The sequence below is a fragment of the Nocardia wallacei genome (assembly GCF_029868745.1).
Lineage (GTDB): Bacteria > Actinomycetota > Actinomycetes > Mycobacteriales > Mycobacteriaceae > Nocardia > Nocardia wallacei_B.
The window spans coordinates 1-23,430 of sequence record NZ_JARWOP010000307.1 but is presented as its reverse complement, the minus strand read 5'-3'; the positions used below and the strand labels follow the sequence as shown (position 1 = coordinate 23,430).

Genomic DNA, 23,430 nt, shown 5'->3' with positions numbered 1-23,430 from the left:
TAAACAGCTCGCCGACGCGTCGAACCACTGGGAGGTTCCTATGTCCGCCGGACCGACCACCCCGACCAGATCGGCCCCGATCGCTCCCGCGGCGCTGGTGGCGGCCGTCGATACCGCGCTCACCGAGTTCTTCACCGACCGCCGGGACCTCGTCGGCGAGCTGGGCCCGGTATTCGTCGACGCGGTCGCCGAACTCGAGGATTTCGTGTTGCGCGGCGGCAAGCGCACCCGCCCCTCGTTCGCCTGGACGGGCTGGCTGGGCGCGGGCGGCGATCCGGCCGGACCGCAGGCGGGCCCGGTGCTGACCGCCTGCGCCGCTTTGGAACTCGTGCAGGCGTGCGCGCTGATCCACGACGACATCATCGACTCCTCGCGCACCCGCCGCGGCTTCCCGACCGTGCATGTGGACTTCGAGAAGCGCCATCGCGAGCGCGAATGGCGCGGCGACTCGGGGCATTTCGGGATCAGCGTGGCGGTGCTGATCGGCGACCTGGCACTGGCCTGGGCCGACGACATGGTGTCGGCGGCCGGGCTGGACCCGGCAGCGCGGGTCCGGTTCGCCCCCGTGTGGGCGGCGATGCGCACGGAGGTGATGGGCGGGCAGTTGCTCGACATCCACGGCGAGGCGGGCGCCGACGACTCGGTGGAGGCGGCGCTGCGCATCAACCGCTACAAGACCGCCGCCTACACCGTCGAGCGGCCGCTGCATCTGGGTGCGGCGCTGGCCGACGCCGACCCGGCGCTGATCGCCGCCTACCGCGAGTTCGGCACCGATATCGGCATCGCCTTCCAGTTGCGCGACGACCTGCTGGGCGTCTTCGGGGATCCGGCGGTCACCGGCAAACCCTCGGGCGACGACCTGCGCGAGGGCAAACGCACGGTCCTGGTCGCCGAGGCGCTGCGCCGCGCCGATGCCACCATCCCGGCGGCGGCCGAGCTGCTGCGCTCGTCGCTGGGCACCGACCTGTCCCCCGACACGGTGACCCGGCTGCGCGCGCTGATCACCGAACTCGGCGCGGTCGACGAGGTGGAGCGCCGCATCGCCGACCTCACCGACCGCGGGCTGGCGGCGCTCGAGCACAGTTCGGCCACGCCGAAGGCGAAGGAGCGGCTGCGGGCGATGGCGCTGGCCGCCACCAAGCGCGTCGCATGACGCGCCCGACGACCACAGGAGCCTTCGCGTGAGAACCGTTGCCGGACCGACCGATCGGATCGTCGTGATCGGCGCCGGGCTGTCGGGACTGTCGGCCGCGCTGTACCTGGTGGGTTCCGGGCGCACCGTGACCCTGCTCGAACGGGCCGACCATCCCGGCGGCCGGGTCGGCGTGTACCGCGGTCCCGATTACGAGATAGATTCCGGCGCAACCGTTCTCACCCTCCCCGGCCTGATCGACGAGGCACTGGCCGCGGCCGGGGGCACGGTGCGGGGACCGCGCATCCACCACCTCGCCCCGGCCTACCGAGCCCGCTTCGCCGACGACTCCGTGATCGACGTCTTCGACGACCCCGACGCGATGGCCGCGGAGGTCACCGGCGCCTGCGGGCCCGAGGAGGCCGGGCGCTATCTGCGCCTGCGCGATTGGCTGGGGCGCGTCTACACCGGCGCGTACGCCGAATTCATGGACACCAACTTCGATTCGCCGCTGGACCTGATCCGGCTGCCCGCGAAGCGGCGGGCGCTGGCCGAGCTGGTCCGGCTGGGCGCGTTCGGGCGGCTCGGTGCACGGGTGCACCGGACCCTGGACGACCCCAGATTGGCGCGACTGTTCACCTTCCAGGCCCTGTACGCGGGCATGGCGCCGGCGCAGGCGCTGGGCGTGTACGGCGCGATCCCGCACATGGACACCTGCCTGGGCGTGTACTACCCGGAGGGCGGCATGCGCGCGATCCCCGCGGCCATGGCCGCGGCCCTCACCGCCGCGGGCGGACGTCTCGAGCTGAACACCGAGGTGACGGGCATCGACTACGCCGACGGCCGGGCGCGCCGCGTGCGGACCGCCGACGGCCGGACCTTCGACTGCGACGCGGTGGTACTCACCGCCGACCTGGGCGCGCTGGAGCGCTTCGGCATTCGCCGCCGGCGGCCGCTGCGGGCCTCGCCCTCGGCGGTCGTCGCGCACGGCACCGTCCCCGCCGAGATCGCCGCCGCCTGGCCGGTGCGGGCGCACCACACCATCGACTTCGGCGCCGCGTGGGACGCCACGTTCGCCGAGATCGCCGCCCGCCGTGGCCGCGGCCGCCCGATGCGCGACCCGTCGCTGCTGCTGACCCGTCCCGCGCTCACCGATCCCGGCCTGTTCATCGACCGCCCCACCGGCCGCCACGAGCCGCTGTCGCTGCTGGCGCCGTGCCCGAATCTGCGTGCGGCGCCGTTGAATTGGACCGAGATCGGTCCCGCCTATCTGCGCGAGCTGCTCGCTGTCCTGGAACGCCGCGGCTACCACGGCATCGCCGAACACTTCACCGTCGACCACCTCGACACCCCGCACACCTGGCAGGCCCAGGGCATGCTCGCGGGCAGCCCGTTCTCCGCGGCGCACCTGTTCCGCCAGACCGGCCCGTTCCGCACCCGCAATCTCCCCGGGACACCCGCCAATGTGGTGCTCGCGGGCTGCGGCACCACGCCCGGAGTCGGCGTGCCGACCACCGTCCTGTCCGGAAAATTGGCCGCTCAGCGCATCATCGGCACGGGTCCGCCACGGCTCGGGGCGACCGCGGGAGGTGACCGGCACCGCCGCGTCGCCTCCGCATGACCGAGTCCGGCGGACGGCGACAACGCGGTCGCCGACGGAGAAGTGCCGGGCTCCGAAAAAGGACACGGAGTCGTCGCGGGGCGGCTCCGACGTGATACCGGCCGACCGACGCGCTAGTGTTCCCCGCAACCAATTAAACTAGCGGCCGACCTTGTAGACAGCGGTCCCGACCGCACCGACTTCCCCGGGGGGACCCGACGACCTATGCCGACCCCCGACACGAACACCGCCACCATGGCGGACACAGCAATCACCGAGGCACCGGCTCTCGCCGCCCCGGCGGTACCGCGCACCCTGCGCTGGTGGCTGCACTTCTCCGCCGATTTTCTGCGTAGCCCCGAGGGGCACGCGGCGCTGCTGGGCTTCTGGGGCGCGCTGATGATCACCTGCGGCGGCCTGGGCGCCGGCGCGGTGCGGCGCAGCGATCCGCTGCTGGAGGCGGCCCACCTGTCCTGGTTGCGGTTCGGGCACGGCTACGCCCTGGCGACCATCGGGGTGTGGATCGGTGTGCTGGCGATGATCGTCGCGTGGGTTCGGCTGGGGCGGATCACGATCGGCACCTCCGAGCGCGGTAGCGCGGTGACGCTCAACGAGTTGCGCGCGGTCGTCGGCATCTGGATCTTCCCGCTGTTGTTCGCCGTGCCCATGTTCAGCGCGGACGTCTACTCCTACCTGGCGCAGGGCGCGCTGCTGCGCGACGGCTTCGACCCGTACACGGTCGGCCCGGTGGTGAATCCCGGTGTGCTGCTGGACAATGTGAGCCCGGTGTGGACCACCACCACCGCGCCGTACGGCCCGATCTTCCTGCTGCTGGGCAAGTGGATCACCACGGTCACCGGCGACAACGTGGTGGCCGGGACCTGGGCGATGCGCCTGGTGATGCTGCCCGGCCTGGCCCTGATGATGTGGGCGGTCCCGCATCTGACCAAGCACCTGGGCGGCAAGCCGACGGTCGCGCTGTGGCTCGCGGTGCTCAACCCGCTGGTGCTGATCCACCTGATCGGCGGCGTGCACAACGAGATGCTGATGGTCGGGCTGATGGCCGCGGGCATCGCGCTGGTGCTGGAGCGCCATCACGCGGCGGGCATCGTGGTGGTCGCGATCGGCGTGGCGATCAAGGCGACCGCGGGCGTGGCACTGCCGTTCCTGGTGTGGATCTGGATGATTCACGAACGGGAGCGGCGGTCCGCCGAGGACAAAGGGCCGCTGCCGCATCCGCTGTGGACCTTCGCCAAGATCGGTGGTCTCGGGCTGTCGGTGTTCGCGGTGGTGTTCGCCGCGGCGTCGGCGGTCGCCGGGGTCGGGATCGGCTGGCTCACCGCGCTGTCGGGTTCGAAGAAGATCATCAACTGGCTGTCGCTGCCGACCATCATGGCGCACATGGTGACCTGGGTGACGCCGCTGCGGGTGGAGTCGGTGCTGACCTGGACTCGCGGCCTGTGCGCGGTGGCGCTGGTCGCGATCCTGATCTGGACCTGGTGGCGGTTCAAGCACAGCGAGCGAGAGGCCGTGCTGGGCATCCTGATCGCCTTCGTCGCGATCGTCATCCTCTCCCCCGCCGCGCTGCCCTGGTACTACTCGTGGCCTCTCGCACTGGCCGCCGGATTCGCGATGTCGACCACGACGCTGATGGTGCTGGTGGGCCTGTGCACCTGGCTGATGCTGGTGTTCCAGCCCGGCGGCGCGATCGGGCTGTACAACCCGGTGCACGTCGCCGCGGCCACATTCGTCGCGGTGGTGGCGGCGCTGTCGCTGCGCACGGTGGATCCGCTGCGGCTGCGCGCCGACACCGGCAGAACCCGGCAGTGACGCCCGGCGGCATCGATGCGTCGACCGCCTACCGGTACTGCCGCACGGTGGCGGCCGCCCACGGCCGCACCTATTTCCTCGCCACCCGCCTGCTCTCCGCCGAGCAACGCCCGGCCGTGCACGCCCTCTACGGCTTCGCCCGCACGGTCGACGACATCGTCGACCACGGCGCGAGAGACGCTGCGGCACAACTGGATCTGATCGAGCAGCTGCTGCGCGAGCGGCTGGCGTTTCCGGCCCGCGACACGACAAGGCTCGGGCGCGTGACCGTCCGGCCGGAATGGGAGCCGGTGCTGTGGGCGGTCGGCGACACCATCGACCGGTTCGCCATTGCGCCCGAACACTTCTGGACGTTCCTGGACGCCATGCGCATGGACGTGCCGGGTTCACCGCTGTTCCGCAACCGCTACGCCACCATGGCCGAGTTACGCGGCTACATGCGCGGGTCGGCGGCGGCGATCGGGTTGCAGTTACTGCCCGTCCTGGGCACGGTCGGCCCGCGCGCCGAGGCCGAGCCCGCCGCCGCGGCGCTGGGCGAGGCCTTCCAGCTCACCAACTTCCTGCGCGACGTGGGCGAGGACCTCGACCGCGACCGGATCTACCTGCCCGCCGACGAACTGGATGCCTTCGGCGTGGACGCCGACCTGCTCGTGCACTGCCACCGCACCGGCCGCACCGACCCGCGCGTGCGCCGCGCCCTGGCGCACTTGATCGCCACGAATCGCGCGCTGTATCGCCGCGCCGAACCCGGCATAAACCTGCTGCACCCCCGCGTGCGACCGGCCATCCGGACCGCCGCCACGCTGTACGCCGGGATCCTCGACGAGATCGAGCGCTCGGAGTACGCGATATTCGCCACCCGCGCCGTGGTCCCTCGACACCGGCGCCTGCGGGTCGCCGCCAGCGAATTCGGGCCCGTGCTCGTGCCCTTCATTCGAACCGGTCGGTAGCCCACCCCGGCTATTCGTGCCTGGCCTAACAGGCGCACGGCCGCCCACCGCCGTGTCGATGGCGAGCGGCGTCGATCCGCGTCAGAAGGGCTCGGCCGCCGCGCGGCGGACCACCTCTCGGGCGAGTGGGCCGTGGATGGCGTCGACGGGACGGCCGGGAAGGCTGTCGTCGTCGGTGTAGAGCCACTCGAGAATTTCCTCGTCGGTGTATTTCGCGTCGCGCATCACCGTGATCAGGCCGGGCAGGGGCTTCACGATGGCGCCGGTGGGGTCGAAGAAATCCTTCGGGACTCCGGCGACGCCTTTCCGGCGAATCGCCAGCAGATGATGATCGCGCAACATCTGATGCACACGAGTCACGGCCAGGCCGAGTTGCTCGGCCACCTCGGGCAGCGGGAGCAGGGTCACCGACTCCGGGACGACATCGTCGCTGCAAGGGAATGCACTCACCCGGATAACGGTAGACGGTTCGTCTCCGCACGTCGTGAGACACCCGGACGGTAACCGCCTATACCATCGACACCAGCCGCCACGGGGGCGGCGTTCGCTTGTCGCAGCCGAGGCGAGAGGTGAGAGCTTTGTGAAAGTCGGAGGACATCTGTTGATCGGCCAGATGCTGGACGGGCGCTACCGGATCGACGCGCCCATCGCGCGCGGCGGCATGTCGATGGTGTTTCGGGGGGTGGATACGCGGCTGGACCGGCCGGTGGCGATCAAGGTGATGGACCCGAAATTCGCCGGCGATCCGCAATTCCTGAGCCGGTTCGAATTCGAGGCCCGTTCGGTGGCCAAGCTGAAGCATCCGTCCCTCGTCGCCGTGTACGACCAGGGCATCGACGGCGAGCACCCGTTCCTGATCATGGAACTGGTCGAGGGCGGCACCCTGCGCGAACTGCTGCGCGAGCGCGGCCCGATGCCGCCGCACGCCGTCTACGCGGTGGCCGAACCGGTGCTGCAGGCGATCGGGGTGGCGCACGCGGCGGGCCTGGTGCACCGCGACGTCAAACCGGAGAACGTGCTGATCTCCGATGCCGGCGAGGTCAAGATCGCCGACTTCGGGCTGGTGCGCGCGGCCGCCGGATCGAATATGACCTCGGCGAGCGTCATCCTGGGCACGGCCCACTACCTCTCGCCCGAGCAGGTCACCGACGGCAACGCCGACGCCCGCAGCGACGTGTACTCCTTCGGCGTCCTGATCTTCGAGATGCTGACCGGGCGGACCCCGTTCACGGGCGACACCTCGCTGTCGATCGCGTACCAGCGGGTCGAGAAGGACGTGCCCAGCCCGAGCCGGTTCATCGCCGGGGTGCCGCCGGAGATCGACGAACTGGTCGCCCACGCCACCGCGCGCGAGCCCGCGCACCGTTTCGCCGACGCCACCGAGATGGCCGGCGAACTGCGGCGCATCGCCGGCGAGCTACACCTGCCCGCGTACCGGGTGCCCGCGCCGAAGGAATCGGCCGAGCACCTGTCGTCGCGGTACCGGATCGGCCCCACCCCGGCGCCCGCGGCGAGCGCACCCGACGCGACGACTCGCTTCGCCGCCGAGCAACCGGCCCCGCAACCGCAGCACACGCGGGTGATGACCGCGACGCAACCGCGGCCCGAGGACCACTACCCCGACTACGCGAGCCCGCCGCCGCCCCCGCAGCGCTCCTACGTCGACGATTTCGAGGCCGACCGCGACAGATCCCGGCGCCGGATGTACATCTGGGCCGCCATCGTGGTCGTGCTGGCGCTGCTGCTCGGTCTGGGCGGCTGGTGGCTCGGCGTCGGCCGCTACGCCGCCGTGCCGCCGATCGCGGGGATGGACACCGACCGTGCGACGGTGGTGCTGCAGAACGCCGGATTCGATACCACGGTGCGCGACAAGGCCTCCGACACCATCCCGGTCGGCGGCGTGGTCGGCACCGATCCGGCGGCCGGTGCCCGAGTGGTGAAGGGCTCCACGGTCGCGGTGCTGGTCTCGAGCGGCAAACCCCAGGTGCCGCAGGTCCAGCCCGGCGACGATATCGACAAGGTGCGCCAGGCCATCCGAGACGCCGGACTGAAACCGGTCGACAGCGGCGAGAAACCCAGCACCGCACCGAAAGGCACACTGGCGCAATTGGATCCGGGTCCGGGCACCGTCCTGCCGATGGACGCGACGGTGAAGGTGTACCGCAGCAAGGGATCCACGCCGGTGAAGCTGCCGGACGTGCGCGGCAAGACCGTCGACGAGGCCCGCGCGACGCTGGACAAGGCCGGAATCACGGTGCAGGACACCAGAACCGAGTTCGACGCGCGTATCCAGTCCGGTCAGGTCGCCGGGACCGATCCCGAGGCCGGTACCAGCCTGCTGTCCGGCGCCTCGGTCACCCTGATCGTCTCGAACGCGGTGAAGCTCCCGGACGTCGGCGGCAAGAGCGTGTCGGCCGCGCGCAGTGAACTCGAGGCGCTCGGGCTACAGGTCGTCCTGAGCAATATCTTCACCGGCAACGACCGCGGCACGATCCGCGGCCAGACGCCGATCGCCGGTGCGAGCGTCGAGCCCGGCAGCACCGTCACACTGGTCGTTCTGCCGTTCTGACCGGACCTTTCCGGTCCGGCCGCGCCAGTGACAGATCCGCTCCCACACTCGCTCCGCCGAGCACCTCGGCGACGCTGAGTCCGACGCGCGCCGCGACCAGATCCAGTGCCTGTTCGAGTACCTCGCTCGCGCTGGTCCCGACCACCTGCGACTGCTCGAGCCGTCCGATGCCGCGGGCGATCCGCACCCGGCAGCGCCACGCGTCGGTGGCGCGCTCGGACTCCGGCCGCTCGATCACCACCGACGCGGGCACCCCGTCGATCACCAGTTCGTGCTGCACCAGGGCGGCCCGATCACGTCCCGCGAATCGACCGCGGCCGGAGCCCGGTCGATCGGCGCCGGTTTGCAATCCTCCGGCTACCGTTACCACATTCATCGGTCCTCCCAGGGCAGATCTCAGAATCACCATTGCCGCTGGCAACGGGTACCTGAGAACCTAACCCAACCGACCGAAGTCAGCAACAGCTCAGCTAACTTTTAACCCGGTGTCCTTCCTCAGGCCACCGCGAGCAGCGGCGTCCCGGTTTCCGGATCGTTGATCGCGACCACGGCCGACGTGCTGAACACATCCACCGGCATACCGCCGACACTCGGGCTGATATTCGTCGTGACCTGCGCGGATTCGGCGGACGGATCGAAGCCCCAGGAGATGTTGAAGATCAGCAACCGGCTGCCGTCGCGCAGCACCACTTCCGACGGGATCCCGTCGCGGTCGCGGTCGCGCAGCAAACGCAGGATATGGCGATCCGCGGGACCGACGCGCAGGGTTCCGAACTCACGAAAGACGACGTTCAACGCTCGATGTCCGTCGTTCTCACCGCAGCATCTCCGCGACCAGGAAGGCCAGCTCCAGCGACTGCTGGGTGTTCAGCCGCGGGTCGCATGCCGTCTCGTACCGGTCCTCGAGGTCCAGGTCGGAGATGTCCTGGGCGCCGCCGAGGCATTCGGTGACGTTCTCGCCGGTCAGCTCGATGTGCAGGCCGCCCGGATGGGTGCCGAGCGCGTGGTGCACCTCGAAGAAGCCCTGCACCTCGTCGACGATCCGATCGAAGTGGCGGGTCTTGTAGCCGGTGGACGACTCGTGGGTGTTGCCGTGCATCGGGTCGCACTGCCAGATCACCTGATGGCCGGTGGCCTGCACCTTCTCGATGATCGGCGGCAGCACGTCGCGCACCTTGGTGTTGCCCATCCGGGCCACCAGGGTCAGCCGGCCCGGCTCGTTGTTCGGGTCGAGCCGCTCCACGTACTCCATCGCCTGCTCCGGCGTAGTGGTAGGGCCGATCTTGAGACCGATCGGGTTGGCCAGCAGCTCGGCGAACGCGATGTGGGCGCCGTCGAGCTGGCGGGTGCGCTCACCGATCCAGAGGAAATGCGCGGACAGGTCGTAGAGCACCGGGTCGCCCGACGCGTTCTCCGCCAGCCGCAGCATGGCGCGCTCGTAGTCGAGGACCAGCGCCTCGTGGCTGCAGTAGATCTTGGCCGATTGCAGGCTCGGGTCCTGCACGCGGCAGGCGTTCATGAACCGCAGGCCGCGGTCGATCTCCTCGGCCAGTTGCTCGTAGCGGGCGCCGGCCGGGGACTTGGCGACGAAGTCGCGGTTCCAGTCGTGCACCTTGTGCAGGTCGGCCATGCCGGCGCCGGTCAGCGCGCGCACCAGGTTCATCGCGGCGCTGGCGTTGGCGTAGGCGCGGACCAGCCGCGACGGGTCGTGCTCGCGCAGCGCGGCGTCGGCGGCGATCGAGTTCACCATGTCGCCGCGGTAGGACCGCAGGCCCAGCGCGTCGGTGTCGGACGAGCGAGGTTTGGCGTACTGCCCCGCGATCCGGGCGACCTTCACCACCGGCAGGCTGGCGCCGTAGGTGAGCACGACGGCCATCTGCAGCAGCGTGCGGATGTTGCCGCGGATATGGGGTTCGGTGTTGTCCGCGAAGGTTTCCGCGCAGTCGCCACCCTGCAGCAGAAACGCCTCGCCGCGAGCCACCTCGGCGAGGTGCTCGCGCAGTTCTTCCACTTCGGCGGGCACGCTCAGCGGCGGCACGCTCTCCAATACGGTGCGCATTTTCGCCGCGAGGTCCGGATCCCACGAGGGCTGCTGCAGGGCGGGGCGCGTGAGCGCGTCGTCGAGTCGCCGACGAAGCTCGGCAGGCAGCGGAGGCAGTTCCGGCAAGCGGTCGATCGGTACGTCGACGGTCCAGTTCACCTGCTCAGGATAATGACCCACCGCGACCCTGTGGTAACCCGGAGGTAGGGGGCGTGCGCGAACACCCTCGCCCGGCCCGTAACCTCGATAAGCCCCGTGGCGAACCGCGCGGGGCTGCCGGTGCCCGGCGGGGACCCGTCCGGCCGACCACGAGGAGCGATCGCGCTGAAATACTTTTATGACTGCGAATTCATCGAGGACGGGACGGTGATCGATCTGGTCTCGATCGGCGTGGTCTGCGAGGACGGGCGCGAATATTACGCGGTATCGAGCGAATTCGATCCGGGGCGGGCCGGGCCGTGGGTGCGGCGCAACGTGCTGCCCAAGCTGCCCTCCCCCGCCTCGCCGCTGTGGCGCAGCCGGGCGCAGATCCGTGACGATCTCTACCGCTTCCTGGTGCCGCGCCCGAGTGTGGAACCGCAGCTGTGGGCGTGGGTGGGGGCGTACGACCACGTGGTGCTGTGCCAGTTGTGGGGGTCGATGGTCGATCTGCCCAGCGCGTTACCCCGCTATACCAATGAGCTTCGCCAGCACTGGGATATGGCCGGGCGCCCGCCGTTGCCGCCCGTGCCGCCGGACGCTCACGACGCGCTCGCCGATGCCCGCCACAATCTGGCGAAGTACGAGGCGATCGAGGCGTATCGGCGGCGGCAGGCGTCCTAGCTCGCCAGCGTCTCGGGGACGCGGTCGGCGTCCGGGCGGCTGCCCGACGGCACGTCCTTCTTGAGGCTCGCGGCGTAGACGTCGACGTACTCCTGACCCGACATCCGCATCAGCTCGTACATGATCTCGTCGGTGACGGCGCGCTCGACGAAGCGGTTGCCGCCCATGCCCTCGTAACGGGAGAAGTCGATCGGCGCACCGAATTTCACCGTCACCTTGCGGGGACGCCACCGGAACGGACCGGGCGGGCACACCTCGTCGGTACCGATCAGCGCCACCGGGATCACCGGGACGCCGGTCTCCAGGGCGAGGCGTGCCACCCCGGTCTTGCCCTTGTACAGCCGGCCGTCGGGCGAACGGGTGCCCTCCGGGTACAGGCCCACGAGCCGGCCCTCACCCAGCAGCTTGCGCGCGGTGTTGAGGGCGGACTCGGCCGCGTCGGCGCCGCTGCGATCGATCGGGTACTGACCGGTGCCGGAGAAGAAGAACTTCTGCAACCGGCCCTTCAGCCCGGGGGTGGTGAAGTATTCGGCCTTGGCCAGGTAGGTGATCCGGCGGGGGCTCAGCAGCGGGGTGAACAGCCAGTCGGTGAACGACAGATGGTTGCCGGCGAGAATGGCTGGGCCGCTTGTCGGGATGTTCTCCACACCTTCGACCTCGGGCCGGTTGATCAGGTGCAAGAGCGGTCCCACCAGAACGAACTTCAGCAGCCAGTAGAACATCGCGTCCTTTCCCAGTGATCTTGTACGGGACCGGCCTCCTTGCAGGCACCTCCGTCGCTGCCGACTCTACCGCCGCCGCCGAGTTGTGACCAAGCCCGCACGCACGAATTCACACGGCCGGAACTCACACCGTCGAGCCTGCTCGTCGGCACCGGATCGCCGAGCGCGGGACCACCGCCCGGCGGCCGCGTTTCGCGGGCTCGGCGGTGGACGGCGAGGCGACCGGTGAGGGCCCTCGTGGCGAGCCCGTCCGATCCGGGAGCCGCATCCGGCCGATTCGGCAAGGTCGCACCCGGCCCCCGGACCGGTGGCCCGCCGCGAGACGCCTCTCCTCCCGCCATACCCGCCTCACGGTCTCCGAAGCGCCTGTCGGGGAATCGATTACCGACGCCGCGTCCCGGTCTTGGCGCCCGGACCGCGGGCCGCGGAGTTCGCGGAACCACGGCCCGAGGATCCATTGGGCTGTGCGCGAGTTGCCTTGGCGCTGTTCGGCTGTGGTTGCGCCGCCTTGACACTGTTGCGCTGCGCGCGGGAGCGAGCAGCGGTACGGGAGCCTCGATCGTCAGGCTCGCCGGAGCCGGATTCGTCATCCACCCCCGAACCGCTGCGCGAGGCGGAGGTGGCGGGTTCCAGGGCCGAGCGGGCCAGTTCCGCGGCGCCGATCATGCCCGCTGCCTCGCCCAGCTGGGTGGTGCGGATGCGGGCGAGCGGGCGGTGGCGGGCACCGGTGACGGCGGCGGCGTAGTGCTCGCGGGCATCGTCGAGAAACAGTGCCGCCGAGGAACTTACGCCGCCCGCGATCACGATCAGGTCCGGGTCGAAGATGTCGCCGACGAACGCCAGGCCCAGTCCGAGCCAGCGGGCGAAATCTGCCATCACCTGCAGTGCCACCGGGTCACCGTCCTGTGCGCCGCCCGCTACCTTGCGACCGGTGAGCGCGCCCGGATCGGCGAACACCTCGCGCGCGAGGATGGTGGAACGCATCGGGTCGGTGGCCAGCATCTCGATCGCGGTGTCCACCAGAGCCGTTCCGCTGCAATACCTTTCCCAGCAGCCGCGTTTGCCGCACGGGCAGGCCCGGCCCTGCGGCACCACCTGCAGGTGGCCGAGTTCCGGTGCGACACCGTAGCTTCCGCGATACAGCCGCCCGTCGACCAGCAGCGCCGCGCCGATCCCGGTGCCGATCGCCACCAGCACGCCGTTGTGCGCGCCCGCCGCGGCGCCGAACCGGTACTCCGCCCACATGGCGGCGTTGGCGTCGTGTTCGAGGATCACGGGCAGGCCCAGCCGCTCGGTCAGCCGGCCCGCCACGGCGCTGTCCTCCCACGGCAGATGCGGGGCGAAGCGCACCGACGATCGAGTCTCGTCGACGAATCCGGCGACCGCCAGCCCGACCGCGCCGATCTCGTGCCGGGACCGCAACTCGCGCACGGCCCGCGCCAGCCCGTCCTCCAGGGCGCGCGCGGCGTGCGGGGTGGGGGCCTGCACGGTGTCGAGCACCTCGCCGGAGCCGTCGACCACCGACGCGCGGATGTTGGTGCCGCCGACATCGATGCCGACGGTCAGCGGGGCCTCCCGCCCGTTCCGTGTCGTCATACCTTGATCTGCACCGGAATCGAGACGTACCCGGGGCGGGCGCCGGAGCCGGGCGGCTGTTCCGCACGCGAATCATCCTGCGGCGCATCGCCTTCCGGCTCCGGGTCCGGCAAGACAGGTTCCACCGGGATCCCCGCCAGCGCCTCCCGCAACACCGTGACGATGGCCGTGCCGTGCTCGGCCAGCGTCGCGACCACATCGTGATGCTCCCCCCGCACCAGCGCGGCCGCCGCGCAGATCGGGCACCAGCTACACCCGTCCCACTCCACCCGCCCATCCACAGCGGCCCGCCGCAACACCGGCTCCACCCGCTCCAACATCGACTCCGCCAGCATCCGCAACTCCTCGACCAGCTCCCCCAACTGATCCTCATGCCGATGCTCCCCCGCAAACCCACGCGCCCCAGCCGCTTTTCGCTCCCCCGCGCCTGCCCCATCACCTGGTGAACGGACACCCGCAAACCCACGCGCCCCGGCCGCTCCCCCGTCCCGCACCCCCGACCCGGCATCTCGCGCACCACCCGAATCGTCGTGCCGCGAGTCCGTCCCCGAATCGCTTGACCGCCTTCGTGATTCGCTGTCCTGCGCGTCCCGCGAACCACCGTGCGCGCCGGACATCTCGCCACTCCACGGGCCGCTCCCGCTACGCCGCCGGTCGCCGCTGCGCGTTACGTCGCCGGGCGGTGTGCTTGCTGCTGCACCGTCCGGAGTGTGCGGGGATTCCGCGGTCGGTGCGGGTTCCGGGTCGCGGGGGCGGGTGAACTCGCGGTCGGGGCCGCCGGGGGTTACGCGGTCGGACCACGGCCTTCTGCGGGCTGTGCGGCGGGGGCGGTTCGTGGGCCTGCCGCGGGGGTTGTCCGGGCTGTGGCCGTCGGGGTAGTCGTTCATTCCGGAACCTCGTTGGGTGCGCTCATCGCGGCCACACTTCGGGATCGGGGCGGAAGCGGACGACCAGGTGGTCGCCGTCGAGTTCGGCACCGTCGACCGTGCATCGGCGCAATACCGGGGCCAGGCGCATGCGCCGCCGCACTCCGTCCGCTCCCACGATCAAATCGTCCTCCACTCGTCCCAGTCGCAATGTCGCCGGGTCGACCACGGGTAACCGCATCCGCAGCGTGAACACCGACCGCGGTCCCGCGCCCGACTCCAGCCGCACCACCGGCTCGCCGGGACGGGAGTCCGCGATATTCGCATCGCCGAGCTCCGTGGTGTTCGTGTCGCCAAGCATAGGGTCTGTCTCCGGTATTGCCCGGTTCGCGCGCGAATCCACCGCGTACGACAAATCGGTCAGTTGATCGATCCCGACCGGCTCGGGTCCGCTGTGATAGGACACCGAGACCGGGACGCCCGCCATCCGGCGCCGCAATTCCTCGATCACTTCCGATTGTTCGGCGCGCCGCGCCTGGTACCACCGCACCGCGGGATGCGCCGACTCGGTCTCGGGCACCGGCGGTAGCACCTTGTTCACGATCACCTCGTCCAGGCGCAGGCCGAGTAGCGCGGCCGCCGAACGCACCCGCGCGGTCTCCGCGAGCGCCACCCGCTGCGCGCCGGTGATCAGCCGTGCCCCGGTGCGGCCGCGATCGGCCAGCAGATCGCGGACCCCGGCGACGGCGGTCGCGATCCGTTCGGCCGTCACCGCCAGCACCGCGCGGCGCAGGTCCCGCCCGGCCGCGCTGAGGGCGCGAGCGTGCGCGGGCCACACCCGATCCAGATAGTTGAGCAGCGTCTCCGGCGCGGTGATCAGGCGCAGCATGTCCGCCGAGGGCGGGCAGTCGACGACGATCACGTCCCAGTCGTCCTCGTCCGCGAATCCCGCGATCTCGGTGAGCATCAGCAGTTCCTGCACGCCGGGCAGCCCGGTCAATTCCGCGGGATCCAACGTCGCGAGGTCGACCCCGTGGTCGTGCGCGGCGCCGTTGCCCAGCAGGCGCAGCACGTCCCGGAAGCGATCCTCCAGCAACTCCAGCGAATCGATCTCGATGACATCGAGCCCGGGCAGCACCGACGCCACTCCGGCGACGGTGCCCGGATCGTGCCGGAAACGGAACCCGAGCGCGTCACCGAGCGAATGCGCCTGATCGAGCGAGGCGACCAGCACCCGAGCCCCGGACCTGGTGTGCGCCATGGCCGTCGCGCACGCGAGCGTCGTCTTACCGACCCCGCCCTTGCCGATGAACAGTTCGAGGCGGGTCGGTCCCGCCGATCGGTCCGCCGTCACCGGGCCCGTCAGCCTTCGACCCGCTTCTTGAGTTCCTTGAGCGCCGTATCGGTGATCACCTTCTCGGCTTTGCGCTTGAACATGCCGATCATGGGGATCGTCAGGTCCACGGTCAGCTCGTACACCACCTGGGTGGTGCCGTCGGGCTGATCGATCAGTTCGTAGGTGCCGTCCTGCGCCTTCTGCAGTTCGCCGCTGATCAGCTGCCAGCTCACCGCCTTGCCGTCGGGGCGCCAGGTGTAGGAGAGCAGGTAGGTGTCCTTCACGACACCGGCGTCGAGTACGAAGCGCGCGGTGCGGGCGCGCCCGTCGGGAAGCTTGTCGACGACCTCCACCGACCGCGCCGCGGACACCCACTCCGGATACGACTCCAGGTCGGCGATGACGCTCATCACCCGATCCGACGGCGCGTCGATGATGATCGACCTCTGGGTCCGGTCGGCCATGACTGGCAGCGTTTCCTTTCCGACTCGCGGTGCGGGAGAACAGGTTTCGAGCGACGGACTAGCGGGAATCGTGTGCGGGGGCGATTCCGGCGGCGCGCCCGGCCTCCAGCCGCGCCTTGATCTCGAACGACATCTTCTTGCCGGCGACCCGACGCGCCCGGTTGAGCGCCGCCATGTCCCGCTGCGACAACCGGGACGCGTCACCGGGTTCCGCGTGCAGGAAATAGTGCAGGATCACGCCGTCCAGGCAGGGCTCGAGCCATACCTCCATGGTGCCGTCCATCGGACCCGCGACCGTCCAGCGAAATCCCTTGTCGCCGCGGTCTTCCCGGACGTCGAGGGTGAGATCCGGCCACCACAGCCGCCACCGGCCGCGGTCGGACAGCACCTCGGCCACCGCGGTACCGGGCGCGGCGACGAAGGTCTGATCGGCCACCTGGACAGTGCTCATGCCGGTGAGCCTAACCCACCGGCTACCGGCGGCTCGATCGCACGCTCCCATCCAGCAGCGCGCGCAACCGGCCGCCGAGCACGTCCCAGCGCCATTGTTCGGACACCCACGCGCGGCCCGCGGCGCCCATGCGAGCGGCGGCGTCGCGGTCGGCGAGCATCCCGACGAGGGCGTCGGCGATCTGGCTCTGCGAACGCCCGTCGACCACATGGCCGGTGCGTCCCTCCCGCACGGTCTCGGGCGCGCCGCCGGAATCACCGGCCACCACGGGCACCCCGGTCGCCGAGGCCTCGAGGTAGACGATGCCGAGGCCCTCGACGTCCAGACCGGCGCCGCGGGTGCGCGACGGCATCGCGAACACGTCGGCGAGGGTGTGGTGCGCGGCCAGTTCCGCGGACGGCACCCGGCCGGTGAACATCACGTCGCCCGAGAGGTCGAGGGCCTGCGCCAGTCCGCGCAGCTTCTCCTCGTAGGGACCGCCGCCCGCGATCACCAGCACCGCGCCGTCGATCCGCTCCTTGATCTCGCGCATGGCGAGGATCAGCATGTCCTGTCCCTTGCGCGGCACCAGCCGGGACAGGCACAGGATGGTCGGCCGGTCGCCCAGTCCGTAGCGCGCCCGAAGTTCTTCGCGCGCTGCCGGATCCGGGCGGAACACCGTGGTGTCGACGCCCGGCGGCAGGTACTCCAGCGCCGCCTGCGGACCGAACGCGGCCGCGAACCGCCGCCGCGTGTACTTGCTGACGTAGGTGATCACGTCCGTGTGGTCGCCGATCGCCCGCAGCGACTGGCGCGCCGCCGGCAGCATCGACCAGCCCACCTCGTGCCCGTGCGTGCTGGCCACGATCCGATGCGCACCCGCCCGCCGCAGCAGCGGGGACATCAGCGCCAGCGGTGCGGCCGCGCCGAACCAGACGGTGTCGCATCGCTCGTCGCGCAGCAGTTTGGCGGCTCGCCGCAGCACCAGCGGCGTCGGCAGCATCAACGTCGTCGGATGCCGGACGACCTGAAACGGCTGCTCGGCGTCGAAACGCAGATGGCTGTCGCCGCGCCAGCGCGGCGCGTACACCACCAGCTCGTCCGGCGGTAATTGCAGCGCCAGCGAATGCACGTACGACTGGATACCCCCCGGCCGCGGCGGGAAGTCGTTGGTAACCAGCAGGGTGCGTGCCATGGGCCCCGAGTCTATTGCCGCACGACCGCCCCCCATCCCCGGGGTAGGCGACCACGAAAACGCCTCCGCTCCAACCACACTCACGCACCCCGAGGGAGGGACACCGAGCCCGAGAACAACGGACACCGCGCACCGAGGACTCGATACCTGCGCTGGTCAGGAGGTGATGCGGGACTCGAGCCAGTCGCGCCAGCGGTCGACGAAATCGCGGTAGCCGAGGCCGAGGCAGGCGCGCAGGGTGCCGTCGAGGGCGTCGGCGTCCTTGGGGCCGGTCGCCATTCGGCGGTACAGCTCCACCAGCTTGGGTTCGCCGAATTCGCCCGCGGCGAAGGCATTCGCCGACCAAGCTTGCTCGTAGGCCAGGGCGGCATCGTTGCCCGCCGCGGGAGCGAAGGTCGCGTCGGCGGGCAACTCGGCGGGCAGTTCGCCGGATCTGGCGCGCGCGGCCAGCAATGGCGCCTGCTGGGTGAACGACGCGCGTTCACCACGGCGGGCCGAGTACTCGGCGAAACCCTCGAGCATCCACTGCGGCGACCCGTCGACGGTCCGGGCCCGCGCGGCGACGTGAGTCAGCTCGTGCCGCAACGTATCCCGCAACCCCTGCGGGCCGAGCCTGCGCGCGGCATCGGGTCCGAACACCACCCGCTGCCCGGTCGGCCGGGCGCCCGGCAGGAACGGGTCCGCCACCGAGGCCGCCGCCACGGCGGGCGACACCAGGCCCGTCGCATGGGTCAGCGCCGCGAATTCGGCCGGGCCGGACGCGATCGCCACCACCGCCGTCTGCGCCCAGTCCGGGCCCCACAACTCGGTGATCTCGCTGACGGCCGGACCGATCTCGCGGGCCAGCGTGTCGATGTCGCCGCGCTGGCGCGGATGCCCGAGTACCGCGGACAGCCGACCGTCGTCACCCGAAACCTGCTGCGTCACAACGGGCCCGTAGGACTCCATCACCCGGCGCAGCTCCGCCAGTTGCGGATCCGGGTCGATCGGCGCGGCGGCCTCCGCGACCGCCGGCGCCGGCCGAATCCGCGACAGGGCCGCCTTCGGTAGCAGAATCAGCGCCCCTACCGCCGCGGTCAGGGCGACCACCATCGCGACGGTGGCGACGAACTCGAATCGCCGCCGCGCCCCGAACCAGCCACGGGCCCGCCCCCAGGCGGTCACCCCGCGGCCCCGACGGCGGCCGAGCGCACTACTCGCTCTCGCCCGCACGCGGCGCTGTTGTTCCGGCCGTGGCCGGTCCCCCGGTTACTCGCTCGCTCGCTACGCTCGCTCACGCTCACCTCGGTGTGATTACTGCATTCCCATCCAGTATCGACGCGCGGAGTGGTACGGGGTCGAGTCCATCGGAGCCACCGCGACCGGAACGCCGAAGGTCGAGGCGTGCAGCATCAGGCCGTTACCCGCGTAGATGCCCACATGCGAAGCGTCGGAATAGAAGAACACCACATCGCCGGGTTGCAGCTCCTGCCGCCCCACCGGTGTGCCCACTCCCGCCTGCGCCTGGCTGGTGCGCGGCAGGTTGATGCCCACCTGATGGAACGCCCACTGCACCAGGCCCGAGCAATCGAACTGATCGGGCCCGGTGGCGCCCCAGACGTACGGATCGCCGACCCGGGTGAGACCCGCGGCCAGCGCACTGGTGCCGCTGCCGGGAACCAGGCCGCTCAGCAGCCGGTCCCGGTCGAAGCCGGGCGGGAACAGCGTGCCCGACAGTGCCGACTTGTCGCCGGCGGACAACTGACCCCACGCCCCGATCACCTGCGCGATGGAACCCTGCAGGTCGGCACGCTTGCGTTCGAGCTCGGCGCGGACCGTGTCGGCCTGCTGCGCGGCGGCGCGGGCGGAGTCGGAAGCGGTGCGGGCCACCGATTGTGCGGCGGTGGCCGCGTCGGTCGCCTTCTTGTACTGCGCCACCTGTTCGGCGGTCTGGGTGGACATGACGTCGAGGGTCGACATCTGGTCCAGCAATTGCTGCGGCGAATCGCTGACCAGCACCGAGAACAGCCGGTTGGTGCGCGCGCCCTGATAGGCCGCGATGGCGGTGCGGTCGATCGCCGGTTGGTACTTGCGGACCTCGGCCAGCGCGGCGTCCACCGCACCGGTCGCGCCCGCCAGCTTCGTGTCGGCGTCGCGGGCGACGCCCTGCTTGACCTCGAGATCGGACTGCGCGGCCAGCGCCTGCTGGTTGAGCTGCTCGGCCTGGTGCGACAGCTCGATCAGCCGCTGCACGGCGTCGCTGGCACTGGCCGGCTGGGCCACCGGGTCGGCGCCTGCCCCGCCGCCGGAGCAGGTGCCGAACATCAGGACCCCTACCGCCAGCGACCCACCCACCAGGCGTCTGGTTCGGTTGTTGCGGTGCGCTGTCACTGCCTGCCGTGCCCCGTTCTCGCTGAAGTCGGATCCGCGGGTGACCTGCTACGCGGAGGTGGAACTCACGAAGGTCTCGGTAAGGTTACGGAACGGCGACCGTCTGTGTCCAGTAGGCCACAAAACGATCACAGGTTCCGTCCACGCGAGAACTCAGTAGCGGCGGGCTCCGGCGTAGGGCATCGACGAGATCGGCGCGACGGACACCGGCTGGCCGTAGGTGGAGGCGTGCACCACGTTGCCGTCGCCGACGTACAGGCCGGAATGGCTGCCGCCGTAGAACGACACCACGTCACCGGGCTCCAGATCGCTCTCCGACACCGGCGATCCGGACTCGAGCTGGGCGTAGCTGGTACGCGGCAGGTCGACACCGGCCTGCTGGTAGGACCACTGCACCAGGCCCGAGCAGTCGAAAGCGTCCGGTCCGGTGGCGCCGTAGGAGTATGGGGTGCCGACCCGGGTCAGCGCGGCATCGGCGGCGCGCTGGCCGGCCGACTGCTGCGGCGCGGGCGCGAAACCGGGCAGTTCGATGCCCGGCGGGAGGACACCCGGCGGAATCTGGGCGAGAACCTCGTCCGGCACGTCGAAGCTTCCGACGCCCGGGACGGTGACCGGCGCGGCCGAGGCGGGCGCCGAGGGCAGCAGCAGTGCGCTGAGGGTTGCTGCGCCAAAGGCTCCGGCCGCAACGGCTCGCTGGGCCGTGCGAGGCAGCCCCTGAACCTGTCGCTTGATCGCCATGATGCGGTACTCCTCATCTGCCCCACGACGCCGCACCCGGTGGTGCGTCGGACTCCGTGAGGTCTCAGGAAGATTACGAGGACATAACGGTGTGTTGTAAAGCGGCGGCCGGGTGAACCGAGTTCGATTCATGAATTCGACGCCCGCGCACTGTGACATATCTCGCACCAATCACGAAAAGATAACGCGATGCGGCTACCAGCGGCTTTGACTCGACAGGCGGGTACGGTCACCGGCCGGTTCGATCTTGTGTTTACGCCGCGTTAATTAGTGGAATCGGCACGTCGACAGTGCCATTCGGCCAGTAAGACAACCGATCGGTTTGCCTAGCGTGATCTGCGCCGCCGACCCGCGGTGACACGCCCGAATCCGCGCCGGAACCTTAACGGCGGCGCGCCGATGATTTATTCGTTTTGTAAATCAATGTGACTCCAGTCACATTTCCGCATATCCCCGCAATCCGAACCTCGCACCTCGAAACCTCAAGGTTGGTCGAGACCATTCTGCGCACCGCGGCGTTCCTGTCGGACCCCCGCCTTACGCTGCACGCCGTGCCCCCGACCGCGTTCGATGCGACGCCCGGCGGTCCACGTCCGGCGCAGCTGGCCTTCGACGATCTGGACACGCCGCTGTTCGACGTCACCTTCGTCGTCGTCGATCTGGAGACCACCGGCACCAGCCCCGAACGTGACTCGATCACCGAGATCGGGGCGGTGAAGGTGCGCGGCGGCGAGGTGCTCGGCGAGTTCGCCACGCTGGTGAATCCGGGATGCGCGATCCCGCCGCAGATCGTCCAGGTCACGGGGATCACGACCGCGATGGTGATGGACGCGCCGCGGATCGAGGCGGTGCTGCCCGGATTCCTCGAATTCGCCGCGGGCGCGGTCCTCGTCGCCCACAACGCCCGCTTCGACACCGGATTCCTGAAGGCGGCGGCCGCTCGCTGCGCGGCCGTGTGGCCCGCGTTCCAGGTGCTGTGCACGGTGCAACTGGCCCGGCGGATCCTGGCCCGCGACGAGGCGCCGACCGTTCGCCTGTCGGCGCTGGCGCAATTGCTCGGCGCGTCCACCCGACCGACCCACCGCGCGCTGGACGACGCTCGCGCGACCGTGGACGTGTTGCACGCGCTGATCGAGCGGGTCGGCAATCTCGGCGTGCACAGCCTCACCGAACTGGTCGACTATCTGCCCCAGGTGAGCCGCCGGCAACGGTCCAAGCGCTTCCTGGCCGCCGACCTGCCGGCGGTTCCCGGGGTGTATCTGTTCCGCGGGCCGTCGGACGAAGTCCTCTATATAGGGACGGCGGTGAATCTGCGGCGGCGCGTGCGCAGCTACTTCACCGGCTCCGAAACGCGCACGCGCATGCGGGAAATGGTGGCCCTGGCGACCCGGGTCGACCACGTGCCCTGTGCGCACGGCCTGGAGGCCGGGGTGCGGGAGCTGCGGCTGCTGGTCGCGCATACGCCGCCGTACAACCGGCGCTCGAAATTTCCCAAGCGGGCCTGGTGGCTGACGCTCACGGCCGAGGCCTTCCCCCGGTTCGCGATCACCCGCACGCCGACGTGGGATGCGCTGGGTCCGTTCAATTCCCGCGCCGACGCCGCGGAGGTAGCGGCCATCGTGGCCGAATACTGCGGCCTGCGCACCTGCACCGCGCGTCTCCCCAGGCACGCCCGGCACGGCGGCGACTGCCCGCCCGCGGTGGTCGGGGGCTGCCCGGCGAGCGCCGACGGTCGACTGCGGGATGCCGAGGAGTACGCCAGTGCACCGCGCGCGGCACGCGACCTCTTCGCCGGACGCAGTGACGCACCGTTGTGGTTGATCCGCGACCGGATCGAAAACTATGCCGCCGCCGAGCATTTCGAGGGTGCGGCCCGGCTACGTGATCACCTGGCCGCCCTCGTGCGCTCCCTGCGCCGGACGCAGCGCCTCGCCGCCCTGGCCCGCATCGCCGAACTGATAGCCGCCCGCCCCGACGGCTCCGGCGGCTGGGAATTCGCGGTCGTCCGCTACGGCCGCCTGGCCGCCGCAGGCACCGCCGCCCGCGGCATCGCCCCCATGCCGGTCGTGGAGTCCTTGGTCGTGTCCGCCGAAACCGTCCTGCCCGCCAGAGCGGACGCGGCCACCCGCGACCCGGCAGGCCCGCGCCGCACACCGGACAGGGCGCAGGAGTCCTCACCTCTCCCTCAGTCGAACACGGCCACCCGCGACCCGGCAGGCCCGCGCCGCACACCGGACAGGGGGCAGGAGCCCTTACCTCTCCCCCCGGCTGAAAACTCCCACCCGCCCCTCCAACAACGTCGCGGGCCCGCCGCCCCCGCCGGACTCGACCTCACTCCGCACGACCAACTCGCCGACCCGCGCTACCCACCCCTGCGCGGCGCCTCACCGGAGGAAACAGCCCTCATCACCCGCTGGCTCGACCAACCCGGCACCCGCATAGTCCGCACCACCGACGGCTACCACGAGCCCCGCCTCGGCGCAGGCGCCTGGCTCTCCTGGCTCGACCGAGCCGAATCCGCCACCCGCACAGAATCCCTCGCCCATGACTACATCTCCCGCACCTGACAGGCCGCGTCACGAATACCTCCAGCTCTTCCATGCCGGGTGGAAACAAGCGCCCACAGATGGTTGAGTCCAGCAGGATGGTGTACGACCGGACGCCAGCAAAGTCTGTGTGTGTCGTAGCCGGGTAGAGGGTGGTCACCGCGTGATCCTTCAAAAGACCGCCAAGTCACTTGAAGGAAAGAAAGTTCACGCGATGACCTCT

The 23,430-nt window shown here is 70.4% G+C and carries 20 protein-coding genes and 1 pseudogene; 7 read left to right on the top strand and 14 right to left on the bottom strand.

Annotated elements, in window-relative coordinates; genetic code table 11:
* The first annotated feature begins 40 nt into the window (after positions 1–40).
* From QH470_RS28470 to QH470_RS28455, 4 genes are all read left to right on the top strand, one after another.
* Positions 41–1,153 (top strand): polyprenyl synthetase family protein, encoded by a 1,113-nt coding sequence (locus tag QH470_RS28470; RefSeq protein WP_280275437.1) that lies wholly within the window; start codon positions 41–43, stop codon positions 1,151–1,153.
* Positions 1,154–1,181: 28 nt separating this feature from the next.
* The gene (crtI, locus tag QH470_RS28465) at positions 1,182–2,753 is read left to right on the top strand and encodes a phytoene desaturase family protein (protein ID WP_280275436.1); all 1,572 of its coding nucleotides are present in this window, start codon (positions 1,182–1,184) and stop codon (positions 2,751–2,753) included.
* 234 nt (positions 2,754–2,987) lie between these two features.
* The gene (locus QH470_RS28460) at positions 2,988–4,562 is read left to right on the top strand and encodes an alpha-(1->6)-mannopyranosyltransferase A (protein WP_280275435.1); all 1,575 of its coding nucleotides are present in this window, start codon (positions 2,988–2,990) and stop codon (positions 4,560–4,562) included.
* On the top strand, positions 4,559–5,512 hold the full coding sequence (locus tag QH470_RS28455) for a phytoene/squalene synthase family protein (protein ID WP_280275434.1): 954 nt from the start codon (positions 4,559–4,561) through the stop codon (positions 5,510–5,512). The genes QH470_RS28460 and QH470_RS28455 overlap by 4 nt, the downstream gene beginning before the upstream one ends.
* Before the next feature lie 81 nt (positions 5,513–5,593).
* On the opposite strand, the gene QH470_RS28450 is transcribed toward QH470_RS28455, so the two are convergent.
* Positions 5,594–5,962 (bottom strand): Rv2175c family DNA-binding protein, encoded by a 369-nt coding sequence (locus tag QH470_RS28450; protein ID WP_280275433.1) that lies wholly within the window; start codon positions 5,960–5,962, stop codon positions 5,594–5,596.
* Between the two features lie 130 nt (positions 5,963–6,092).
* Here QH470_RS28450 and pknB point away from each other — a divergent pair, with 130 nt between their 5' ends.
* Entirely contained in the window at positions 6,093–8,081 is a 1,989-nt protein-coding gene (gene pknB / locus QH470_RS28445) for a Stk1 family PASTA domain-containing Ser/Thr kinase (protein WP_425302801.1), read from the top strand.
* On the opposite strand, the gene QH470_RS28440 is transcribed toward pknB, so the two are convergent.
* The 3 genes from QH470_RS28440 to QH470_RS28430 form a co-directional block, all read right to left on the bottom strand.
* Positions 8,056–8,457, bottom strand: a complete 402-nt coding sequence (locus QH470_RS28440) for a hypothetical protein (protein WP_280275432.1) — start codon at positions 8,455–8,457, stop codon at positions 8,056–8,058. The genes pknB and QH470_RS28440 overlap by 26 nt on opposite strands.
* Positions 8,458–8,576: 119 nt before the next feature.
* On the bottom strand, positions 8,577–8,876 hold the full coding sequence (locus tag QH470_RS28435) for a hypothetical protein (protein WP_280275431.1): 300 nt from the start codon (positions 8,874–8,876) through the stop codon (positions 8,577–8,579).
* 19 nt (positions 8,877–8,895) lie between these two features.
* Complete coding sequence (locus QH470_RS28430; RefSeq protein WP_280275430.1) at positions 8,896–10,281, bottom strand: class II 3-deoxy-7-phosphoheptulonate synthase; 1,386 nt, start codon at positions 10,279–10,281, stop codon at positions 8,896–8,898.
* Positions 10,282–10,446: 165 nt separating this feature from the next.
* On the opposite strand from QH470_RS28430, the gene QH470_RS28425 reads away from it, so the two are divergent.
* Positions 10,447–10,944, top strand: coding sequence for a polyadenylate-specific 3'-exoribonuclease AS (locus QH470_RS28425; RefSeq protein WP_280275475.1), 498 nt, complete (start codon positions 10,447–10,449; stop codon positions 10,942–10,944).
* On the opposite strand, the gene QH470_RS28420 is transcribed toward QH470_RS28425, so the two are convergent.
* From QH470_RS28420 to QH470_RS28375, 10 genes and pseudogenes are all read right to left on the bottom strand, one after another.
* Complete coding sequence (locus tag QH470_RS28420) at positions 10,941–11,666, bottom strand: lysophospholipid acyltransferase family protein (RefSeq protein ID WP_280275429.1); 726 nt, start codon at positions 11,664–11,666, stop codon at positions 10,941–10,943. The genes QH470_RS28425 and QH470_RS28420 overlap by 4 nt on opposite strands.
* 630 nt (positions 11,667–12,296) lie before the next feature.
* Positions 12,297–13,262, bottom strand: a pseudogene (locus QH470_RS28415) (ROK family protein); the annotation flags it as partial.
* A complete protein-coding gene (locus QH470_RS28410; RefSeq protein ID WP_280275428.1) occupies positions 13,259–13,624 on the bottom strand; it encodes a hypothetical protein in 366 nt (121 codons plus the stop codon). The pseudogene QH470_RS28415 and the gene QH470_RS28410, both read right to left, overlap by 4 nt.
* 547 nt (positions 13,625–14,171) lie before the next feature.
* Positions 14,172–15,482 carry an ArsA family ATPase gene (locus QH470_RS28405; RefSeq protein WP_280275427.1) on the bottom strand — a complete coding sequence of 437 codons (1,311 nt, stop codon included), beginning with the start codon at positions 15,480–15,482 and terminating at the stop codon, positions 14,172–14,174.
* Positions 15,483–15,490: 8 nt separating this feature from the next.
* Complete coding sequence (locus QH470_RS28400; RefSeq protein ID WP_280275426.1) at positions 15,491–15,928, bottom strand: SRPBCC family protein; 438 nt, start codon at positions 15,926–15,928, stop codon at positions 15,491–15,493.
* A gap of 58 nt (positions 15,929–15,986) precedes the next feature.
* Positions 15,987–16,379, bottom strand: coding sequence for a polyketide cyclase / dehydrase and lipid transport (locus QH470_RS28395; RefSeq protein ID WP_280275425.1), 393 nt, complete (start codon positions 16,377–16,379; stop codon positions 15,987–15,989).
* A 22-nt stretch (positions 16,380–16,401) separates the two neighbouring features.
* Positions 16,402–17,553: a glycosyltransferase family 4 protein gene (locus QH470_RS28390; protein WP_280275424.1), complete on the bottom strand. Its 1,152-nt coding sequence runs from the start codon at positions 17,551–17,553 to the stop codon at positions 16,402–16,404.
* 156 nt (positions 17,554–17,709) lie between these two features.
* Entirely contained in the window at positions 17,710–18,717 is a 1,008-nt protein-coding gene (locus QH470_RS28385) for a hypothetical protein (RefSeq protein WP_280275423.1), read from the bottom strand.
* A 129-nt stretch (positions 18,718–18,846) separates the two neighbouring features.
* On the bottom strand, positions 18,847–19,857 hold the full coding sequence (locus tag QH470_RS28380; protein ID WP_280364340.1) for an NlpC/P60 family protein: 1,011 nt from the start codon (positions 19,855–19,857) through the stop codon (positions 18,847–18,849).
* 219 nt (positions 19,858–20,076) lie between these two features.
* Positions 20,077–20,661: a C40 family peptidase gene (locus QH470_RS28375; RefSeq protein WP_280275421.1), complete on the bottom strand. Its 585-nt coding sequence runs from the start codon at positions 20,659–20,661 to the stop codon at positions 20,077–20,079.
* 551 nt (positions 20,662–21,212) lie between these two features.
* On the opposite strand from QH470_RS28375, the gene QH470_RS28370 reads away from it, so the two are divergent.
* Positions 21,213–23,228, top strand: coding sequence for a DEDD exonuclease domain-containing protein (locus QH470_RS28370; protein WP_280275474.1), 2,016 nt, complete (start codon positions 21,213–21,215; stop codon positions 23,226–23,228).
* Positions 23,229–23,430 lie beyond the last annotated feature (202 nt).

Coding starts and splice junctions, on each gene's coding strand:
- QH470_RS28470 (WP_280275437.1), top strand. CDS start 41: ATGTCCGCCGGACCGACCACCCCGACCAGATCGGCCCCGATCGCTCCC.
- QH470_RS28460 (WP_280275435.1), top strand. CDS start 2,988: ATGGCGGACACAGCAATCACCGAGGCACCGGCTCTCGCCGCCCCGGCG.
- QH470_RS28440 (WP_280275432.1), bottom strand. CDS start 8,457: ATGAATGTGGTAACGGTAGCCGGAGGATTGCAAACCGGCGCCGATCGA.
- QH470_RS28420 (WP_280275429.1), bottom strand. CDS start 11,666: ATGTTCTACTGGCTGCTGAAGTTCGTTCTGGTGGGACCGCTCTTGCAC.
- QH470_RS28400 (WP_280275426.1), bottom strand. CDS start 15,928: ATGGCCGACCGGACCCAGAGGTCGATCATCATCGACGCGCCGTCGGAT.
- QH470_RS28395 (WP_280275425.1), bottom strand. CDS start 16,379: ATGAGCACTGTCCAGGTGGCCGATCAGACCTTCGTCGCCGCGCCCGGT.
- QH470_RS28390 (WP_280275424.1), bottom strand. CDS start 17,553: ATGGCACGCACCCTGCTGGTTACCAACGACTTCCCGCCGCGGCCGGGG.
- QH470_RS28380 (WP_280364340.1), bottom strand. CDS start 19,857: ATGTTCGGCACCTGCTCCGGCGGCGGGGCAGGCGCCGACCCGGTGGCC.
- QH470_RS28375 (WP_280275421.1), bottom strand. CDS start 20,661: ATGGCGATCAAGCGACAGGTTCAGGGGCTGCCTCGCACGGCCCAGCGA.